The 16754-nt window shown below is 68.1% G+C and carries 14 protein-coding genes; 3 read left to right on the top strand and 11 right to left on the bottom strand.

The window, feature by feature from the left end:
- Positions 1-13 precede the first annotated feature (13 nt).
- Both qcrB and FBY40_RS09185 read left to right on the top strand, forming a co-directional pair.
- A complete protein-coding gene (gene qcrB, locus FBY40_RS09190; protein ID WP_141940107.1) occupies positions 14-1810 on the top strand; it encodes a cytochrome bc1 complex cytochrome b subunit in 1797 nt (598 codons plus the stop codon).
- 204 nt (positions 1811-2014) lie between these two features.
- Positions 2015-2440, top strand: a complete 426-nt coding sequence (locus tag FBY40_RS09185) for a rhodanese-like domain-containing protein (RefSeq protein ID WP_141938173.1) — start codon at positions 2015-2017, stop codon at positions 2438-2440.
- Between the two features lie 27 nt (positions 2441-2467).
- Here the strand turns inward: FBY40_RS09185 and FBY40_RS09180 are convergent, their stop codons facing one another.
- From FBY40_RS09180 to FBY40_RS09155, 6 genes are all read right to left on the bottom strand, one after another.
- Positions 2468-3268 carry a PP2C family protein-serine/threonine phosphatase gene (locus tag FBY40_RS09180; RefSeq protein WP_141938171.1) on the bottom strand — a complete coding sequence of 267 codons (801 nt, stop codon included), beginning with the start codon at positions 3266-3268 and terminating at the stop codon, positions 2468-2470.
- Between the two features lie 2 nt (positions 3269-3270).
- Positions 3271-3711 (bottom strand): aa3-type cytochrome oxidase subunit IV, encoded by a 441-nt coding sequence (gene ctaF / locus FBY40_RS09175; RefSeq protein ID WP_124293036.1) that lies wholly within the window; start codon positions 3709-3711, stop codon positions 3271-3273.
- Positions 3712-5475 (bottom strand): aa3-type cytochrome oxidase subunit I, encoded by a 1764-nt coding sequence (gene ctaD, locus FBY40_RS09170; protein WP_141938169.1) that lies wholly within the window; start codon positions 5473-5475, stop codon positions 3712-3714.
- Positions 5476-5477: 2 nt separating this feature from the next.
- Positions 5478-6407, bottom strand: a complete 930-nt coding sequence (ctaC, locus tag FBY40_RS09165) for an aa3-type cytochrome oxidase subunit II (RefSeq protein WP_141938167.1) — start codon at positions 6405-6407, stop codon at positions 5478-5480.
- A gap of 155 nt (positions 6408-6562) precedes the next feature.
- Positions 6563-6925, bottom strand: coding sequence for an iron-sulfur cluster insertion protein ErpA (gene erpA / locus FBY40_RS09160; protein WP_124293033.1), 363 nt, complete (start codon positions 6923-6925; stop codon positions 6563-6565).
- 90 nt (positions 6926-7015) lie between these two features.
- Positions 7016-8410, bottom strand: coding sequence for a dipeptidase (locus tag FBY40_RS09155; RefSeq protein ID WP_141938165.1), 1395 nt, complete (start codon positions 8408-8410; stop codon positions 7016-7018).
- Between the two features lie 48 nt (positions 8411-8458).
- Here FBY40_RS09155 and FBY40_RS09150 point away from each other — a divergent pair, with 48 nt between their 5' ends.
- Positions 8459-9058 (top strand): DUF3043 domain-containing protein, encoded by a 600-nt coding sequence (locus FBY40_RS09150; RefSeq protein ID WP_124293031.1) that lies wholly within the window; start codon positions 8459-8461, stop codon positions 9056-9058.
- Between the two features lies 1 nt (position 9059).
- Here the strand turns inward: FBY40_RS09150 and FBY40_RS09145 are convergent, their stop codons facing one another.
- The 5 genes from FBY40_RS09145 to dnaE form a co-directional block, all read right to left on the bottom strand.
- Positions 9060-10100: a quinone-dependent dihydroorotate dehydrogenase gene (locus FBY40_RS09145; RefSeq protein WP_141938163.1), complete on the bottom strand. Its 1041-nt coding sequence runs from the start codon at positions 10098-10100 to the stop codon at positions 9060-9062.
- 10 nt (positions 10101-10110) lie between these two features.
- On the bottom strand, positions 10111-10596 hold the full coding sequence (gene nrdR, locus FBY40_RS09140) for a transcriptional regulator NrdR (RefSeq protein WP_124293029.1): 486 nt from the start codon (positions 10594-10596) through the stop codon (positions 10111-10113).
- Between the two features lie 12 nt (positions 10597-10608).
- Entirely contained in the window at positions 10609-11907 is a 1299-nt protein-coding gene (hisD, locus tag FBY40_RS09135) for a histidinol dehydrogenase (RefSeq protein WP_141938162.1), read from the bottom strand.
- 13 nt (positions 11908-11920) lie between these two features.
- A complete protein-coding gene (locus tag FBY40_RS17565) occupies positions 11921-13105 on the bottom strand; it encodes a hypothetical protein (protein ID WP_442922858.1) in 1185 nt (394 codons plus the stop codon).
- A 115-nt stretch (positions 13106-13220) separates the two neighbouring features.
- Positions 13221-16685 (bottom strand): DNA polymerase III subunit alpha, encoded by a 3465-nt coding sequence (gene dnaE, locus FBY40_RS09125; RefSeq protein WP_235015077.1) that lies wholly within the window; start codon positions 16683-16685, stop codon positions 13221-13223.
- Between the last annotated feature and the right edge of the window lie 69 nt (positions 16686-16754).

Below are 16754 nucleotides of genomic sequence, written 5' to 3'. Positions count from 1 at the left end.
CCTCGAGCCGGCCATGACGGACGGAACCCAGGGCACAACCGACGGCAAGCCGCTGGGAGGCCGATTCGTCGGCTGGGCGGCCAACTACGTCGATGAGCGCACGAGCGTCTCCGGCCTCGTCAAAGAGCTGGGTCGCAAGATCTTCCCCGACCACTGGTCGTTCATGCTCGGTGAGATCGCGCTGTGGAGCTTCGTCGTCGTCCTCATCTCGGGGACGTTCCTGACGTTCTTCTTCGACGCGTCCATGGTCGAGACCCACTACACCGGGTCGTGGCTGCCGATGCGCGGTATCGAGATGTCGGCTGCCATGGCCTCGACGCTCGAGATCTCGTTCGACATCCGAGGCGGCCTCCTGGTCCGCCAGATCCACCACTGGGCCGCGCTGGTCTTCATCGCCGGCATCGGCGTGCACATGCTCCGCGTGTTCTTCACCGGCGCGTTCCGCAAGCCCCGCGAGCTCAACTGGGTCATCGGCTTCGTGCTGTTCGTCCTCGCGATGGGTGAGGGCTTCACCGGCTACTCGCTCCCCGACGACGTGCTCTCGGGCAATGGCCTCCGCATCATCGACGGAATGATCAAGGGCATCCCCCTGATCGGCACGTGGACCTCGTTCCTGCTCTTCGGCGGCGAGTTCCCGGGCACCGCCATCGTCGGTCGCCTCTACGCGCTGCACATCCTGCTGCTGCCCGCCATCCTGGTGGCCTTGCTCGTCGCGCACCTGATGCTGATGATCATCAACAAGCACACGCAGTTCGCCGGCCCCGGCCGCACGAACGACAACGTCGTGGGCTACCCGATGATGCCGGTCTACATGTCCAAGATGGGCGGCTTCTTCTTCATCACGTTCGGCGTGATCGTGCTGGTGGCGTCGCTGTTCACCATCAACCCGATCTGGAACTACGGCCCGTACGACCCGTCGCCGGTGTCGGCGGGAACCCAGCCGGACTGGTACATCGGCTTCGCCGACGGGATGCTGCGTCTGATCCCTCCGCACCTGGAGACGGTCTTCCTCGACCGCACCTGGTCGTGGAACATCATCATCCCGATCACGATCCTCGGGCTCTTCCTCGTCGTGGTGGCCCTCTACCCCTTCATCGAGGCATGGATCACGGGTGACAAGCGCGAGCACCACATCGCCCAGCGTCCCCGCAACGCGGCGACCCGCACCGCCATCGGCGCTGCCGGTGTCACCTTCTACGCGGTGATGTGGGCGGCAGCGTCTTCCGACCTGATCGCAACCCACTTCTGGCTCACCATGGAGGGTGTCATCCACACCCTGCAGGTGGCGCTCATCCTCGGCCCGATCATCGCCTACTTCGTCACCAAGCGCATCTGCATCGCGCTGCAGAAGAAGGACCGCGAGATCCTCCTGCACGGCTACGAGTCGGGCCGCATCGTGCGGCTCCCGGGCGGCGAGTACATCGAGGTCCACCAGCCGGTCGACGAGTACGAGCGCTGGAAGCTCATCGAGACCGACGTGTACGAGCCCCTGGTGGTGCGTCCGAACGCGAAGGGCCGCATCCCGTGGCACCAGAACGTGCGCGCATCCATCTCCCGGTGGTTCTTCGAGGACCGCCTCACCCCGCTCACGCAGACGGAACTCGACGCGGCGCTGGAGCACCAGCACCACACGCTCGACCACGTCGCCAGCGAGAAGGATGCCGAGTTGCAGGGCGCCCACGAGCGCGCCGGGGTCCCCGACGCTCCGCATGTGCCCATCGACGACGGCAGCCGCTCGGAGACGGCGGTTCGCCCCTCGAACGTCATCGTCGCCGAGGAGACCCGTCCCCCCACGCGCGACAAGGACTGATCCGTTCACGGTGAAGGGCCCTGCACTCCCCCGGGAGGGTAGGGCCCTTCACCATGTCGGCCGTCGCGGGTGGCCGGTGCATCCGCCCGGCTCGTGTCCCCGCCGCCCCCGGGTAGACGCATCCTCGCGGAACGGCAGGAAACCACCGGTCGATGACCGTCACGCAGATCGCGACGTCGGCCGTCCGCCTCCTACAGTGGGCGCATGATCGACGCCGCCTCGTACTTCGCCGCCAAGCTCGCCTACGAGACCGACGCCTCCGACGTCTACGCCGCGCAACGCGCGGGCGAGGACGTCGTCCTCCTCGACGTGCGCAGCGACGAGGCGTGGCGGCAGGGGCGCATCACCGGCGCCCGGCATCTCCCCTATCGCGAGATCCCCACGCGGGCGCCCCAGGAGCTGGCGGGGGTGAGAGAGGTCATCGTCTACTGCTGGAGCCCCGGTTGCAACGCCGGCACCAAGGCGGCGGCCGCCCTTGCCGGCCTCGGCATCGCGGTGCGGGAGATGATCGGCGGGTACGAATACTGGGTCAGAGAAGGACAGCCCACCGAGAACGACGAGGGCCCTCTCCCCCGAACGTTCGACCCGACCGTCATGGTCGTGCGGGCGCAGACGTCTGCGGCTCGCTGACCGGCGCGCCGCGAGACGCGACCCGACTCAGACGGCGACGTCGCGGAACGGATCGTCGAGCGTGAAGCGTCGCGCCGCGGCGCCGACGAACACCGGCGTCTTCCTCGGCGGGGCGTCGTCGGAAGCGATCACGTCGGCGACCACGACGGTGACGTTGTCGGAAGCGCCGGCATCGAGCGCCAGGTCGATCAGCTCTGACGCCGCTTCCTCGCGGTCATCCCGACTCAAGACCTCGCTCACCGCGACGTCGTCGACGTAGTCGGTGAGTCCATCGCTGCACAGGAGCCAGCGGTCGTCCTGGAGAGTATCGACCCACGTCACCAGCGGAAGGTCATCAGGGCCGCCGGACATGGAGGCCGTGATCAGGTTACGGTGCGGATGGCTCATGGCGTCCTCGGCGCGCACATGGCCGCCGTCGACCAGCGCCTGGACGAACGAGTCGTCGCGCGTCATCCGGGTCATCGTTCCCGACCGGAGAGAGTAGGCGCGGGAATCTCCGATGTGGGCGAGGAGGAGCCGGTTCCGATATCCGACGAAGAGGCCCGTGAAGGTCGTCGCCATTCCGACGAGCCGTGGATCGCGGTGCCCATGGGCCGCGATGTCCCAGTTGGCCATCAGCGTGCGCTCGGTCAGCATCTCGGCATCCGGAGACTGGTGCCACCCCGCCACCAGACGGTGCACGAAAGCGGCTGACGCGAGATCTCCGGCGGGACCACCGCCGACGCCGTCGGCAACTCCCGCACCCCAGGGCGCCGCGAACGCCGAATCCTGGTTGCTCGGTCGCGGGCCCGAGGCGGACGCCGCGACGGACTCCAGTCGGAACCCCACCGTCAGCGGGCGAAGTATCCGCGGTAGTACTCGTACACCCAGCCGACGATCGCGACGGCGAAGACTCCGAGGCCGATCGGCACCATCCACGCGCCCACGGCCAGGCCGATGAAGGCGAGACCCGCAGAGAAGGCCAGCACGATGGGCCACCACGACCACGGGCTGAACTCGCCCATCTCGGGGTCGCCGTCATCGATATCGGCGGTGAGCACGTCCTCGGGAAGTTCGCCACCCTGAGCGACGTGCACGCGCTGGATGTAGAACGCGATCAGAGCCGCCATGAAGGCCGTGAACAGCAGCGCGACGGAGCCGACCCACTCGATCGCCGAGAACCACGGGACCTCGGCGGTCGTGTAGGAGATGATGTTCCACACCGTGTAGAACGCGAAGACCAGCAGGAAGAAGCCGCTGAGCAGCCACCAGAGTCCGACGTTGGTACGCACTTACTTGACCTCTCCCTGTGCCAGGTCGACCACGGGCGTGTCGGGCGCGTCCTTCGCCGGGCCCACGCCGACGGGGAGGCCCGCCTCGGGGTGGTTCAGGTCGAACGCCGGACGCTCGCTGCGGATGCGCGGGATCGAGGTGAAGTTGTGCCGCGGCGGCGGGCACGAGGTCGCCCACTCGAGCGAGGCGCCGTAGCCCCACGGGTCGTTGACGGTGACCTTCGGCGCCTTGCGCGCGGTGATCCAGACGTTGAAGAGGAACGGGATCATCGACGCACCGAGGATCATCGCACCGATGGTGGAGACCTGGTTCTGCCAGGTCCACCCGTCCGCGGCGGAGTAGTCGGCGTAGCGACGGACCATGCCGTCCACGCCCAGCCAGTGCTGGATGAGGAAGGTCATGTGGAAGCCGATGAACAGCAGCCAGAAGTGGATGATGCCGAGGCGCTCGTTCAGCATGCGACCCGTCCACTTCGGCCACCAGAAGTAGAAGCCGGCGAACATCGCGAACACGACCGTGCCGAAGACGACGTAGTGGAAGTGCGCCACGACGAAGTACGAGTCGGAGAGGTGGAAGTCCAGCGGCGGCGACGAGAGGATGACGCCGGTCAGACCGCCGAAGACGAAGGAGACCAGGAAGCCGAGTGCGAACACCATGGGCGTCTCGAAGGTCACCGACCCCCGCCACATCGTGCCGATCCAGTTGAAGATCTTCACGCCTGTGGGAACGGCGATGAGCATCGTCATCAGCGCGAAGAACGGCAGGAGCACGCCGCCGGTGACGTACATGTGGTGCGCCCACACGGCCACGGAGAGGGCGGCGATGGCGATGGTCGCGTAGACGAGGGTCTTGTAACCGAAGATCGGCTTGCGGCTGAACACCGGGAACACCTCGGAGACGATGCCGAAGAACGGCAGCGCGATGATGTAGACCTCGGGGTGGCCGAAGAACCAGAACAGGTGCTGCCACAGCAGCACGCCGCCGTTCTCGGGGTCGTAGACGTGCGAGCCGAAGATGCGATCCGAGCCGGCGGCGAGGATGGCGGCGGCGAGGACCGGGAAGGCCATCAGGATCAGGATGCTGGTGACGAGGGTGTTCCAGGTGAAGATCGGCATGCGCCACATCGTCATGCCCGGGGCACGCATCGTGATGATGGTCGTGATGAAGTTCACGGCACCCAGGATCGTGCCGAAACCGCTCATGCCGAGGCCGAGCATCCAGAGGTTTCCACCGACACCTGGTGAGAAGGTCGCACTCGCCAACGGCTGGTAGGCGAACCAGCCGAACGAGGCCGCACCTGCCGGGGTCAGGAAGCCCGAGACCGCGATCAGCGAACCGAACAGGAACAGCCAGAAGGCGAAGGCGTTCAGACGCGGGAAGGCCACGTCGGGGGCGCCGATCTGCAGGGGAAGGATGGCGTTGGCGAAGCCCGCGAACAGCGGCGTCGCGAACATCAGGAGCATCACGGTGCCGTGCATCGTGAACAGCTGGTTGTACTGCTCCTTGGTCGGAACGACCTGCATGCCGGGCTCGAACAGCTCGGCACGGATGATGAGGGCCATCACGCCGGCGAACATGAAGAACACCACCGACGCGATCAGGTACATGTACCCGATCGTCTTGTGGTCAGTGGAGGTGATCCACTTGACGACGATGTTGCCCTTCTGCTCGACGCGGGACGAGCTCAGCAGCGCGGCCTGTCGCGGCGGCAGCGTGGTCGAGCGGCCGGGGGTGGATTCCTGCAGTGGCAGTGTCGTCGCCATGATCAGCCCTGATCCTCTGTGCTCGTTTCCCCGCTCGAGCTGGTCTCCGTCTCGGAGCCCGCCCCGGTGCCGGGAAGGTTCTGCAACCGGTCGTACGCATCGGTGATGTCACCGGTCTGGCCGCGATCGCGGAGAGAGTCGAGGTACTGCTCGTACTCCGCCTCGCTGACGACCTCGACGTTGAAGAGCATCGCGGAGTGGTACTCGCCGCAGAGCTCGGCGCACTTGCCGGCGTACGTGCCCTCTCGGGTCGGCGTGAAGGACCATTCGTTGTCCTTGCCGATGTACATGTCCTTCTTGTAGAGGAAGTCGATGATCCAGAAGCTGTGGATGACGTCGCGGGCTTCGAGATCGATCTTCACCGTCTGGTTCACGGGAAGGTACAGGGTCGGCAGCGCCGCCTGGTCGTAGTCGCCGCGCGCGTCGGGCTCGGCCTGCACGCCCATGCTCCACACGGCGTCGGAGTTGTCCTCGTCCTCGCCGTTGTACTGGAAATCCCACGCCCACTGCTTGCCGATCGCGGTGATCGAGACATCGGGGTCTTCGTACTGCGTCTCGATGATCGCCTGATCGCGGGCGGTGAAGGCGAAGAAGCCGACGACGAGGATCAACGGCACGATCGTGTAGAAGATCTCGATCGGCATGTTGTACCGCAGCTGGACGGGAAGGCCGGTCTGACCCTTGCGCCGCCGGTAGGCGATCGCCGCCCAGCCCATGAGGCCCCAGGTCACCACGCCGACGGCGAGGAGGACGATCCAGGAGTTGACCCAGAGACCCGAGACGAGTTCGGTCCGGTTGGTCGCCGGCGTACCCTCCTCGACGAAGCCGGGCAGGTACCCGTTCAACTCGGTCGGAGTGCATCCCGCGAGCACGAGGGCCGCGGCGATCCCGACCGGGACGAACGCCCAGCGGAGACGGCGTTTCGAGGGCACGTGCGCACCTTTCCGTTCAGTGTGTTTCCGTGGCTAGTCTAGGGCAACCTCTGGGCGCGTTCTGGCCTGACGCCCAGGTTGTTCGACCGCGGGGACACGCCCATCGTCGCCCTCGACGATGGGTCGCCGAGGTGAGATGAGCGGTCACGAGCGGGTCAGTGGAAGCTGTCGCCGCAGGCGCAGCTGCCGGCCGCGTTCGGGTTGTCGATCGTGAAGCCCTGCTCGGAGATGGTGTCCTTGAAGTCGATCGTCGCACCGTCGAGGTAGGGGACGCTCATGTCGTCGACGATGACCTCGACGCCGTCGAAGTCGACGGTCTTGTCGCCCTCGAGGAGGCGCTCGTCGAAGTAGAGCTGGTAGATCAACCCGCTGCATCCGCCCGGCTGGACGGCGACGCGGAGTCGCAGGTCGTCGCGACCTTCCTGGTCGAGCAGGTTCTTCACCTTCAGCGCGGCGGCATCGGTGAGAAGCACGCCGTGTGCGCGCGCGGTGTCGGTGGACAGAGCGGTGTCGGTCATTTCAGATCCTCCGGGTGCAGTGCGCGAGACAGGGCTCGGTGAACCGATTCTACGCCCCGACCCCTCCTTCAGGACGGGATAGCACGCCCATCAAGAGACTCTGCGATCAAGCTCCTCCAGAAGCAGCGCCTCCGAGACGACGGCGTTCCGGAACGTGTCGAGGTGGAGCGACTCATTCGGCGCGTGGGCGCGGGCGTGGGGGTCTTCGACACCGGTGACGAGGATCTGGGCGGTGGGGAACTCCCGGACGAGGTCGGCGATGAACGGGATAGATCCGCCGACACCCAGGTCCACCGGGTCGACGCCGTAGCCTTCGGCGAAGGCGGTCCGGACCGACTCCACGGCCCAGCCGCTGGTGTCGACGAGGAAGCCGTCGCCGAGGTCGACATCGCCGAAGGCGAGTCGGGCACCGAACGGCGCGTGCTGCTGGAGATGGGCACGGAGGGCCTCGTACGCCTCCGACGCCGACTGGCCCGGCGCGATGCGCGCGCTGACGACGACCGAGACCTCCGGGCTCAGCGTGTTGGAGGCGTTCTTCACGCTCGGCGCGTCGATGCCGGTGACCGTCACCGACGGCTGGTTCCAGATGCGGCTCAGGATCGACCCCGACCCGATCGGGCTCACGCCGTCGAGCAGGCCGGCCTCGTCGCGCAGGGTCTCCTCCGTGTACTCGGGCGTGGCCGCGTCCCGGCGAGCGAGCCCCTCGACCGCGACCGACCCGTCGGCGCCCCAGAGCGTGGACAGCAGTCGGATGGTGGCGAGCATGGCGTCGGGCACGGCACCGCCGAACATCCCCGAGTGCGAGGCGTGATCGAGGGTTCGCACGGTCAGCGTGAAGCGCACATTGCCGCGCAACGACACGGTCAGGGCCGGCGTCCGCGCGTCCCAGTTGCCCGAGTCCGCGACGACGATCACATCGGCGCGCAGCGTCTCGGCGTTGTCGGAGAGGAACTGCGCGAACGAACGCGAGCCCGCCTCCTCCTCCCCTTCGATGAACAGGGCGATGCCGAGACCGAGGTCTTCGCCCGCAGCATCGCGGAGCGCCCGAACCGCGGCGATGTGGGCCATCACGCCCGCCTTGTCGTCGGCGGCGCCCCGCCCGTAGAGCCGCCCGTCTCGCACGGTGGGCTCGAAGGGCGGTGAATCCCACAGCGACTCATCACCGACAGGCTGGACGTCATGGTGGGCGTAGAGCAGGATGGTCGGCCGCCCGGGCGCCGCGGGGCGCGTGGCCAGGACCGCCGGCATCCCCCGCTCTCCGGTGTCGGGGACGGCGGCGTCCACGATCCGCACGTCGTCGAAGACCCCGGTCTCGCGCGCGAGGGTCGCCACCGCCTCGGCCGATCGGCGCACCTCGGCGTGATCGAAACCGGGGAACGCCACCGAGGGGATGCGCACGAGCGCGCCGAGATCGGCCAGGGCGGTGGGGATGCCGGAGAGCGCGGCGTCGCGGACGACATCACGCCGGGTGGGGGTGGAGGTCATGCGGGTAATCTTAAGCGGACACCCGTTCTCCGCTTCCAAGGATCTCCCGTGGCCAAGACTCCCGGCGCACCCACCCCCGCAGCTTCCACACCGAAGGACGCGCCCGAGGGCGCCGCGTCCGCGACGGGGAAGGGTCGCGCGACGCCGACCCGCGCCGAGCGCGAGGCCGCTCGCAAGCGCCCCCTGGTTCCCGACACCAAGGAGGCCAAGGCACGCGCGCGCGCCGACCTGGCCGCGCAGCGCGAGAAGGCGCGCGCCGGCATGGCGGCCGGAGACGAGCGCTATCTCCCGGTGCGCGACAAGGGCCCGCAGCGCCGCTGGGTCCGCGACTTCGTCGATTCGGGCTTCCACCTGGGCGAAGCGGTGATGCCCGCCATGGTCCTGGTGATCGTGGCGACCTTCGTCCCCGTGCTCGCCGTGCAGTACTGGTCGTTCGTGGTGCTGTGGATCTTCATCCTGTTCGTCATCGGCGACATGATCATCACCTCGATCCGCGTCAAGCGCGGCGCCCGGGAGAAGTTCGGGGCCGACAAGATGGAGAAGGGCCTGGGATGGTACGCCGCGATGCGCAGCATCCAGATGCGGTTCCTACGCCTTCCCAAGCCCCAGGTGAAGCGTCGCGGCTTCCGTGGCGGGCGGATCGCCTGACTCAGACCGACGGGTGCGGGACCGAGCGGGCGAGCGCTCGATTGATCTGACGCGCCCAGAGCGGACCGCGATAGAGGAATCCGGTGTAGCCCTGGACGAGGGTGGCGCCGGCCTCCAGCCGCTCGCGCACGTCCTCCCCCGTCTCCACCCCGCCGACGGAGATCACCGCGAAGGATGCGGGAACGCTTCCGCGCAGCAGTCGCAGCACCTCGAGCGAGCGATCGCGCAGCGGCGCTCCGGAGAGGCCGCCTGCGCCGGCCGCGGCGACGGTCTGCGGATCCGTGACCAGCCCCTCGCGTCCGATGGTGGTGTTCGTGGCGATGATGCCCGCGAGACCGCCGTCGACGGCGAGCCGGGCGACCTCGACGATGTCTTCGTCTGCGAGGTCCGGGGCGATCTTCACCAGCAGGGGCGTGTCGCCGGCGGCATCCTTGACGGCCGTCAACAGGGGCCCGAGGCTCGCGACGGACTGAAGGTCGCGCAGGCCCGGAGTGTTGGGTGAGGACACGTTGACCACGAGGTAGTCGGCGAGGGGGGCGAGCAGCGTCGTGCTGCGCACATAGTCGGCGGTCGCATCGGCCACCTCGACGACGCGGCTCTTGCCGATGTTCACCCCGATGACGGGCCGGCGTCGACGTCGGCGGAGGGCGACCAATCGCGCGGCAGCGGCCTCGGCACCGGCGTTGTTGAAGCCCATCCGGTTGATCACCGCACGGTCGGGGATCAGGCGGAACAGGCGTGGGCGGGGGTTCCCGGGCTGCGGGTGGGCGGTGATCGTGCCCACCTCGATGTGACCGAATCCGAGTGCGGCCAGTCCACGCGCCGCGCGGACGTCCTTGTCGAACCCGGCTGCGACGCCGAACGGCGTCGGGAACGTCAGGCCGAGCGCCGAGGTCTCCAGTGTCGGAGCCGGCCGGGTGAATCGGGCTGCGAGTGCGGACAGCGGCCGCACGCCGAGCGCCCGGATGACGACGACCGCGGCGTGGTGCGCGGTCTCGGGGTCCATGCGCGCGAGGACCGTGCGGAACAGGAGGGGATACATCCCCTCCAGGCTAGCGAGTCGGCTCGCTCTCACCCGTCCGCACGCGATCGGCGTGGTCGGCACGGAGGCCGGCGATGGCCGATTCGAAGTCCTCCAGGGAATCGAAGGCCTGGTAGACGCTGGCGAAACGCAGGAAGGCGACCTCGTCGAGCTCGCGGAGCGGGCCGAGGATCGCCAGGCCGATCTCGTTGGTGTCGATCTGCGAGGCGCCGGTCTGACGTACCGCCTCTTCGACGGTCTGGGCGAGGACCGCGAGATCGCCCTCGGTGACAGGGCGTCCCTGGCAGGCCTTGCGGACACCCGACATGACCTTCTCGCGGCTGAACGGTTCGATCACCCCGGACCGCTTGATCACATTCAGACTCGCCGTCTCGATCGTGGAGAACCGGCCGCCGCACTCCGGGCACTGCCGGCGGCGCTTGATGCTCAGTCCGTCGTCGCTGGTACGCGAGTCGATGACGCGGGAGTCGGAATGACGACAGAAGGGACAATGCATGGCGAGAACAGGTTACGCCGAGAAGCGTGCGGTCACGGCCTCGCCGTGCGCGGGCAGGTCCTCGGCATCGGCGAGCGTCACGATCGCGTCGCGCACCTCGGCCAGTGCCTGCTCGTCGTACGTCACCACCTGCTGCGGCCGGAGGAATGTCGACGCCGACAGCCCGGCAGCGTAGCGGGCCTGTCCCCCCGTCGGAAGGACGTGATTGCTCCCCGCGAGGTAGTCGCCGAGACTCACCGGTGTGTGGCGACCGACGAAGATCGCGCCGGCGTGGACGAAGTCCTCCGGGCGGGGGTCGGCGAGGTGGAGTTCGAGGTGCTCGGGGGCGTAGGCGTTGCTGAACGCCGTGGCAGCAGCCCGATCGTCCACCAGCACGATGGCGGATTGCGCGCCGGCGAGGGCGGTCTGCACGCGCGTCGCATGACGGGTGGCGGCTGCCTTCGATGCGACCGCCGCCGCAACCGCGTCGGCGAGAGCGGGCGACGTGGTGACGAGGACGGCGGATGCCTGTTCGTCGTGCTCCGCCTGACTGATGAGGTCAGCCGCGACGATGTCGGCGTCAGCGGATTCGTCCGCGACGATGAGGATCTCGGTGGCCCCGGCCTCGGAGTCGGTACCGACCAGACCCGCGACGGCGCGCTTGGCCGCTGCGACGAAGTTGTTGCCGGGTCCGGTCACCACATCGACAGGCTCCAGCCCGATGGCGGTGGCACCATGGGCGAAGGCGCCGATCGCCCCGGCACCGCCCATCGCGTAGACCTCGGCGACGCCCAGAAGTCGCGCGGCGGCGAGGATGACGGGGTGCACCCGCCCGCCGTACTCACGCTGCGGAGGCGAGGCGAGCGCGACCTCGACGACCCCGGCGATCTGCGCGGGGACGACGTTCATCACGACGCTCGACGGGTAGACGGCCTTGCCCCCGGGAACGTACAGGCCCACGCGACGTACGGGCTGCCACCGCTGCACGATGCGCGCGCCGGGACGGATCATGGTGACGATCTCCGCCGGGACCTGGGCCGCCGAACCGAGGCGCACGCGGTCGATCGCCTCCTCGAGCGCTGCGCGGATGTCGGGGGCGAGGCCCGTCAGCGCCTCATCGAGGTGCGCTGCCGGCACCCGGATGTCGTGTCCGGTGACCCCGTCGAATCGCTCCGCCTGCTCACGCAGCGACGCCTCGCCACGCGCCGCGACGTCGGCGACGATGTCGGAGGCGGCGGTGAACGCCGCCTCGCGAGTACCGGCCGCACGCGGGACGGCGGCGAGCAGCTCAGCGGGGGTGAGAGCCTGCCCCCGCAGATCGATGGTGCGCATGGGGATGGGGTCCTCAGCCGCGGGTGACGCCGGAGACGTCGTGCAGGTACCCGGTGCGGCCGTCTTCGTGACGGACGACGAAGTGGCTCTGGCGGTCCTCGATCACGAGAGCCCACGCCGTCGGACCGATGCGGAACAGCGTGGCGCCCTTCTCGTCGACGATGTCGCGCTCCTCGGGCACGAGGGCCCAGAACGCCTGGTAGCGCGTCTCGGGTTCGATCACCGTGGTGGCCGTCTGGTCGGCATCCCGAGCATCGTCGTCGGGAGTGACGTCGGTGGCCACGGTGTCGGCGACCGCCGTCTTCGGCTGGTCGTCATCGGCGTCGGGGCGCTCGGTGCGCGAGGGCCCGAACATCGCCTCGAGATCGCCTGTCTGGCTCGCACGGTCGGCATCCGCGTCCGATCCGCTCATCGCCTCGGGTCCGACCGGGACACCCGCAGAGGCGTGCGCGCCGGCGGAGGCGGGTGCGTAGGGGTTCACGCCGTACGCGCCGGTGTCGTACGGTCCGGTGTCGTCGGCGGCGGTGTCGGGGGCGCTGTCCTGTGCCGGCGCGGCGGCGGGGGCCGGCACGGGCTTCTGAGCACGCGGGGTGCGCGGACGCGGCGTGACCGGCCGCGCGGGGCGGGCGAAGCGGTGGGCGACGACCTCGCGACGGTCTCGGAAGTCCTCGGCGAGGGCAGGGATCAGCGGCGCGAACACGGTGAGGACGACACCGGCGAGCATGAGGAAGAACTCCACCCAGATGACCCAGCCGCGCAGCCACGGCCCGCCGGCGACCACGATGGCGACGGTCTCCCAGATCAGGTGAAGCCAGATGACAGCCGAGACGGTGAAGGCCACGGAGGCGAACTGGTCGATTCCGAGCGAGCCGACGCGTCGGATGCCCTCGGGCGACAGGCGGCGCAGCGCCAGCAGGAAGACCGCGGCCGTGGGCGCGCCGATCGTGAGGATCCACCACAGACCGGTGGTCCAAACCGAGCTGAACTGCACGGTGCTGAACGAGAAGAACGACACGACGAAGGCCACGAGCCAGACGCCGCCCAGGATCACCTCGCGCAGCGAGAAGGGCCCCACGCCGTACTGCACCCCGGTGTCGGACGGGCCGCCGGCGACGGTGGGTGCGTCATCGGTCGCGGCGGTCGTGGCGGGGGTGTCCACGGTCGGTTCGTCGTTGCTGATTCCGTCGGTCACAGTCATCCTTCCCGGGGAGCCGCGCGGTCCGCACGGCGAATCCCGATCTTACCCGCGCCGCCCATCCTCCTCACGGGCGTCATCGCGACAGCCCGCGCGGGCGACGAGCCGTCACACTCGATCAACCGAGGCACTGGGGCCCGAGAAGACCTTTCAGCTCGCCGTACAGGTCGGCGGTCACCGTCACCGGCAGCGGGACCTCGAACACCTTCGCCACCCCGCCCTTGTGCAGGCGCAGGGTCACCTCGGTGTCGCCTCGGTGACGGGTCAGCACCTGAGCGAGTTCGGTCACCACCGTCTCGGTCGCCCGATGCTCGGGGACGAGGAGAACGAGCGGACCGGAGGCATCCACCGCACCGAGATCGGGCACGAAGGCCGAGACGGCGTGCAGATTCATGCCGTCATCGCGTCGCGACACGCGTCCGCGGACCACGAGGATCGAGTCGGCCTGGAGCATGGACTGGAACTCGGTGTAGGTCTTACCCATGAACATCACGGTGACCTCACCGTCGAAGTCCTCGACGGTGATCATGCCGTACGGGTTGCCGCTGGATTTGGCCACCCGGTGCTGCACGCTCGTGACGAGGCCGGCGACGGTCACCTGCTCGCCGTCGGCGATGTCCTCCGAGGCCAACAGGTCGTGGATCGACAGCGAGGCGTGCTTGGCCAGCGGGATCTCCAACCCCGCGAGCGGGTGGTCGGAGACGTAGAGCCCGAGCATCTCGCGCTCGAAGGCCAGCTTGTCCTTCTTGGTCCACTCCGGCCGGTCGGGCACCTTCTGCACCTGCTGCGGTTCGTCCCACAGGGAATCGAAGTCGAATCCGACCTCGCCGTTGGCCTCACGCCGCTTGTCGAGGACGGCCTGCTCGGTGGCATCCTCATGGATCTCCATCAGCGCACGACGCGTCGCCCCGAGCGAGTCGAACGCGCCCGCCTTGATCAGCGACTCGACGGTCCGTTTGTTAGCGACGGGCACGGGAACCTTCGACAGGAAGTCGTGGAAGGACGTGAAGCGCGCCTCCTGGCGGGCCGCGACGATGGCGTCGACCACGTTCGCGCCGACATTGCGCACCGCGCCCAGTCCGAAGCGGATGTCTTCGCCGACGGCCGCGAAATAGCGGATCGACTCCCCCACGTCCGGTGGCAGCACCTTGATGCCCATGCGTCGGCACTCGTTGAGGTAGACGGCCATCTTGTCCTTGGAGTCACCGACGCTCGTCAGGAGCGCCGCCATGTACTCGGCCGGATAATGGGCCTTCAGATACGCCGTCCAGTACGAGACCAGGCCGTACGCAGCCGAGTGGGCTTTGTTGAAGGCGTAATCCGAGAAGGGCAGCAGGATGTCCCACAGCGCCTTGATGGCCCCGTCGCCGTAGCCGCGCTCCTTCATACCGCCCGAGAAGCCCTCGTACTGCTTGTCGAGCTCGGACTTCTTCTTCTTCCCCATCGCACGGCGGAGGATGTCCGCCTGGCCGAGTGAGAAGCCCGCCACCTTCTGCGCGATGGCCATGACCTGCTCCTGATAGATGATCAGGCCGTAGCTGATGTCGAGGATGTCCTTGAGCGGCTCCTCGAGCTCGGGGTGGATCGGCGTGACCTCCTGCTGCCCGTTCTTGCGGAGGGCGTAGTTGATGTGGGAGTTCGCACCCATGGGGCCCGGGCGGTAGAGCGCGATGACGGCCGACACGTCTTCGAAGTTGTCGGGCTTGAGAAGTCGCAGCAGCGAACGCATCGGACCGCCGTCGAGCTGGAACACGCCGAGGGTGTCGCCACGGGTGAGCAGCTCGTACGCCGCTGTGTCGTCGAGCGCGAGGTGCTCGAGGTCGAGCTCCTCGCCCCGGTTCATCCGGATGTTGTCGAGCGCGTCCGAGATGATCGTGAGGTTGCGAAGCCCGAGGAAGTCCATCTTGATCAGGCCGAGGGTTTCGCACGACGGGTAGTCGAACTGCGTGACGATCTGGCCGTCCTGCTCGCGACGCATGATCGGGATGATGTCGAGCAGGGGCTCCGACGACATGATGACGCCCGCGGCGTGGACGCCCCATTGACGCTTCAGCCCCTCGAGTCCGAGCGCCCGATCGAAGACCGTCTTCGCCTCGGGATCGGAGTCGATGAGGGCGCGGAACTCGCTGGCCTCCTTGAAGCGCGGATGCTGTGCGTCGTACATGCCGCTCAGCGGCATGTCCTTGCCCATGACCGCCGGCGGCATCGCCTTCGTCAGCCGCTCCCCCATGCTGAACGGGAAGCCCAGCACCCGCCCCGCGTCCTTCAGAGCCTGCTTGGACTTGATGGTGCCGTACGTCACGATCTGCGCGACCCGCTCGGAGCCGTACTTCTCGGTGACGTAGTCGATCACCTCGCCGCGGCGCCGGTCGTCGAAGTCGACATCGAAGTCGGGCATCGAGACGCGATCGGGGTTGAGGAAGCGCTCGAAGATCAGGCCGTGCTCGAGCGGGTCGAGGTCGGTGATGCGCATGGCGTACGCGACCATCGAGCCCGCACCGGAGCCACGGCCCGGGCCGACGCGGATGCCGTTGTCCTTCGCCCAGTTGATGAAGTCGGCGACGACCAGGAAGTAGCCGGGGAACCCCATCTGGAGGATGATGCCGGTCTCGTACTCGGCCTGCTTGCGGACGTTGTCCGGGATGCCGTTCGGGTACCGGTAGTGAAGGCCCTTCTCGACCTCCTTGACCAGCCAGCTGTCCTCGGTCTCGCCGTCGGGCACGGGGAAGCGCGGCATGTAGTTGGCGCTCGTGTTGAACTCGACGTCGCATCGCTCGGCGATGAGGAGGGTGTTGTCGCACGCCTCGGGGTGCTCGCGGAAGATCTGCCGCATCTCCTGCGCCGTCTTGACGTAGTACCCGTCGCCGTCGAACTTGAAGCGGTTGGGGTCGTCGAGGGTCGATCCCGACTGCACGCACAGCAGCGCCGCGTGCGCGTCGGCCTCGTGCTGGTGGGTGTAGTGGGAGTCGTTGGTCGCCACCAGCGGGATGCCGAGATCCTTCGAGATGCGGATCAGATCGGTCATGACCCGGCGCTCGATGGAGAGCCCGTGATCCATGATCTCGGCGAAGTAGTTCTCCTTGCCGAAGATGTCCTGGAACTCCGCGGCCGCCGCTCGCGCGGCGTCGTACTGGCCGAGACGCAGTCGCGTCTGCACCTCGCCCGACGGGCACCCCGTCGTCGCGATGAGCCCCTTGCCGTAGGTCTCGAGCAGCTCGCGGTCCATGCGCGGCTTGAAGTAGTACCCCTCCATGCTCGACAACGAGCTGAGCCGGAAGAGATTGTGCATGCCCTCGGTGCTCTGACTCCACATCGTCATGTGCGTGTACGCGCCCGAGCCGGAGACATCGTCGCTGCGCTGCTCGGGGGTGCCCCACTGCACGCGGGACTTGTCGCTGCGGTGCGTGCCGGGCGTGACATAGGCCTCGAGACCGATGATCGGCTTGATGCCCGAGGCCTTGGCGGCGTTGTAGAACTCGAACGCGGCGAAGGTGTTGCCGTGGTCGGTGACGGCGATGGCCGGCATGCCGTAGTCGGCGGCCGCCTGCGTCATGGCGCCGATCTTGGCCGCCCCGTCGAGCATCGAGTATTCGCTGTGCACGTGCAGGTGAACGAAGGAGTCGGATGCCACGGAACCAGCGTACGCGGCAGG

It is taken from the genome of Microbacterium sp. SLBN-154 (assembly GCF_006715565.1).
Classification (GTDB): Bacteria; Actinomycetota; Actinomycetes; order Actinomycetales; family Microbacteriaceae; genus Microbacterium.
The sequence above is the reverse complement of the archived record's forward strand: the minus strand, read 5'-3'. Positions and strand labels throughout refer to the sequence as shown.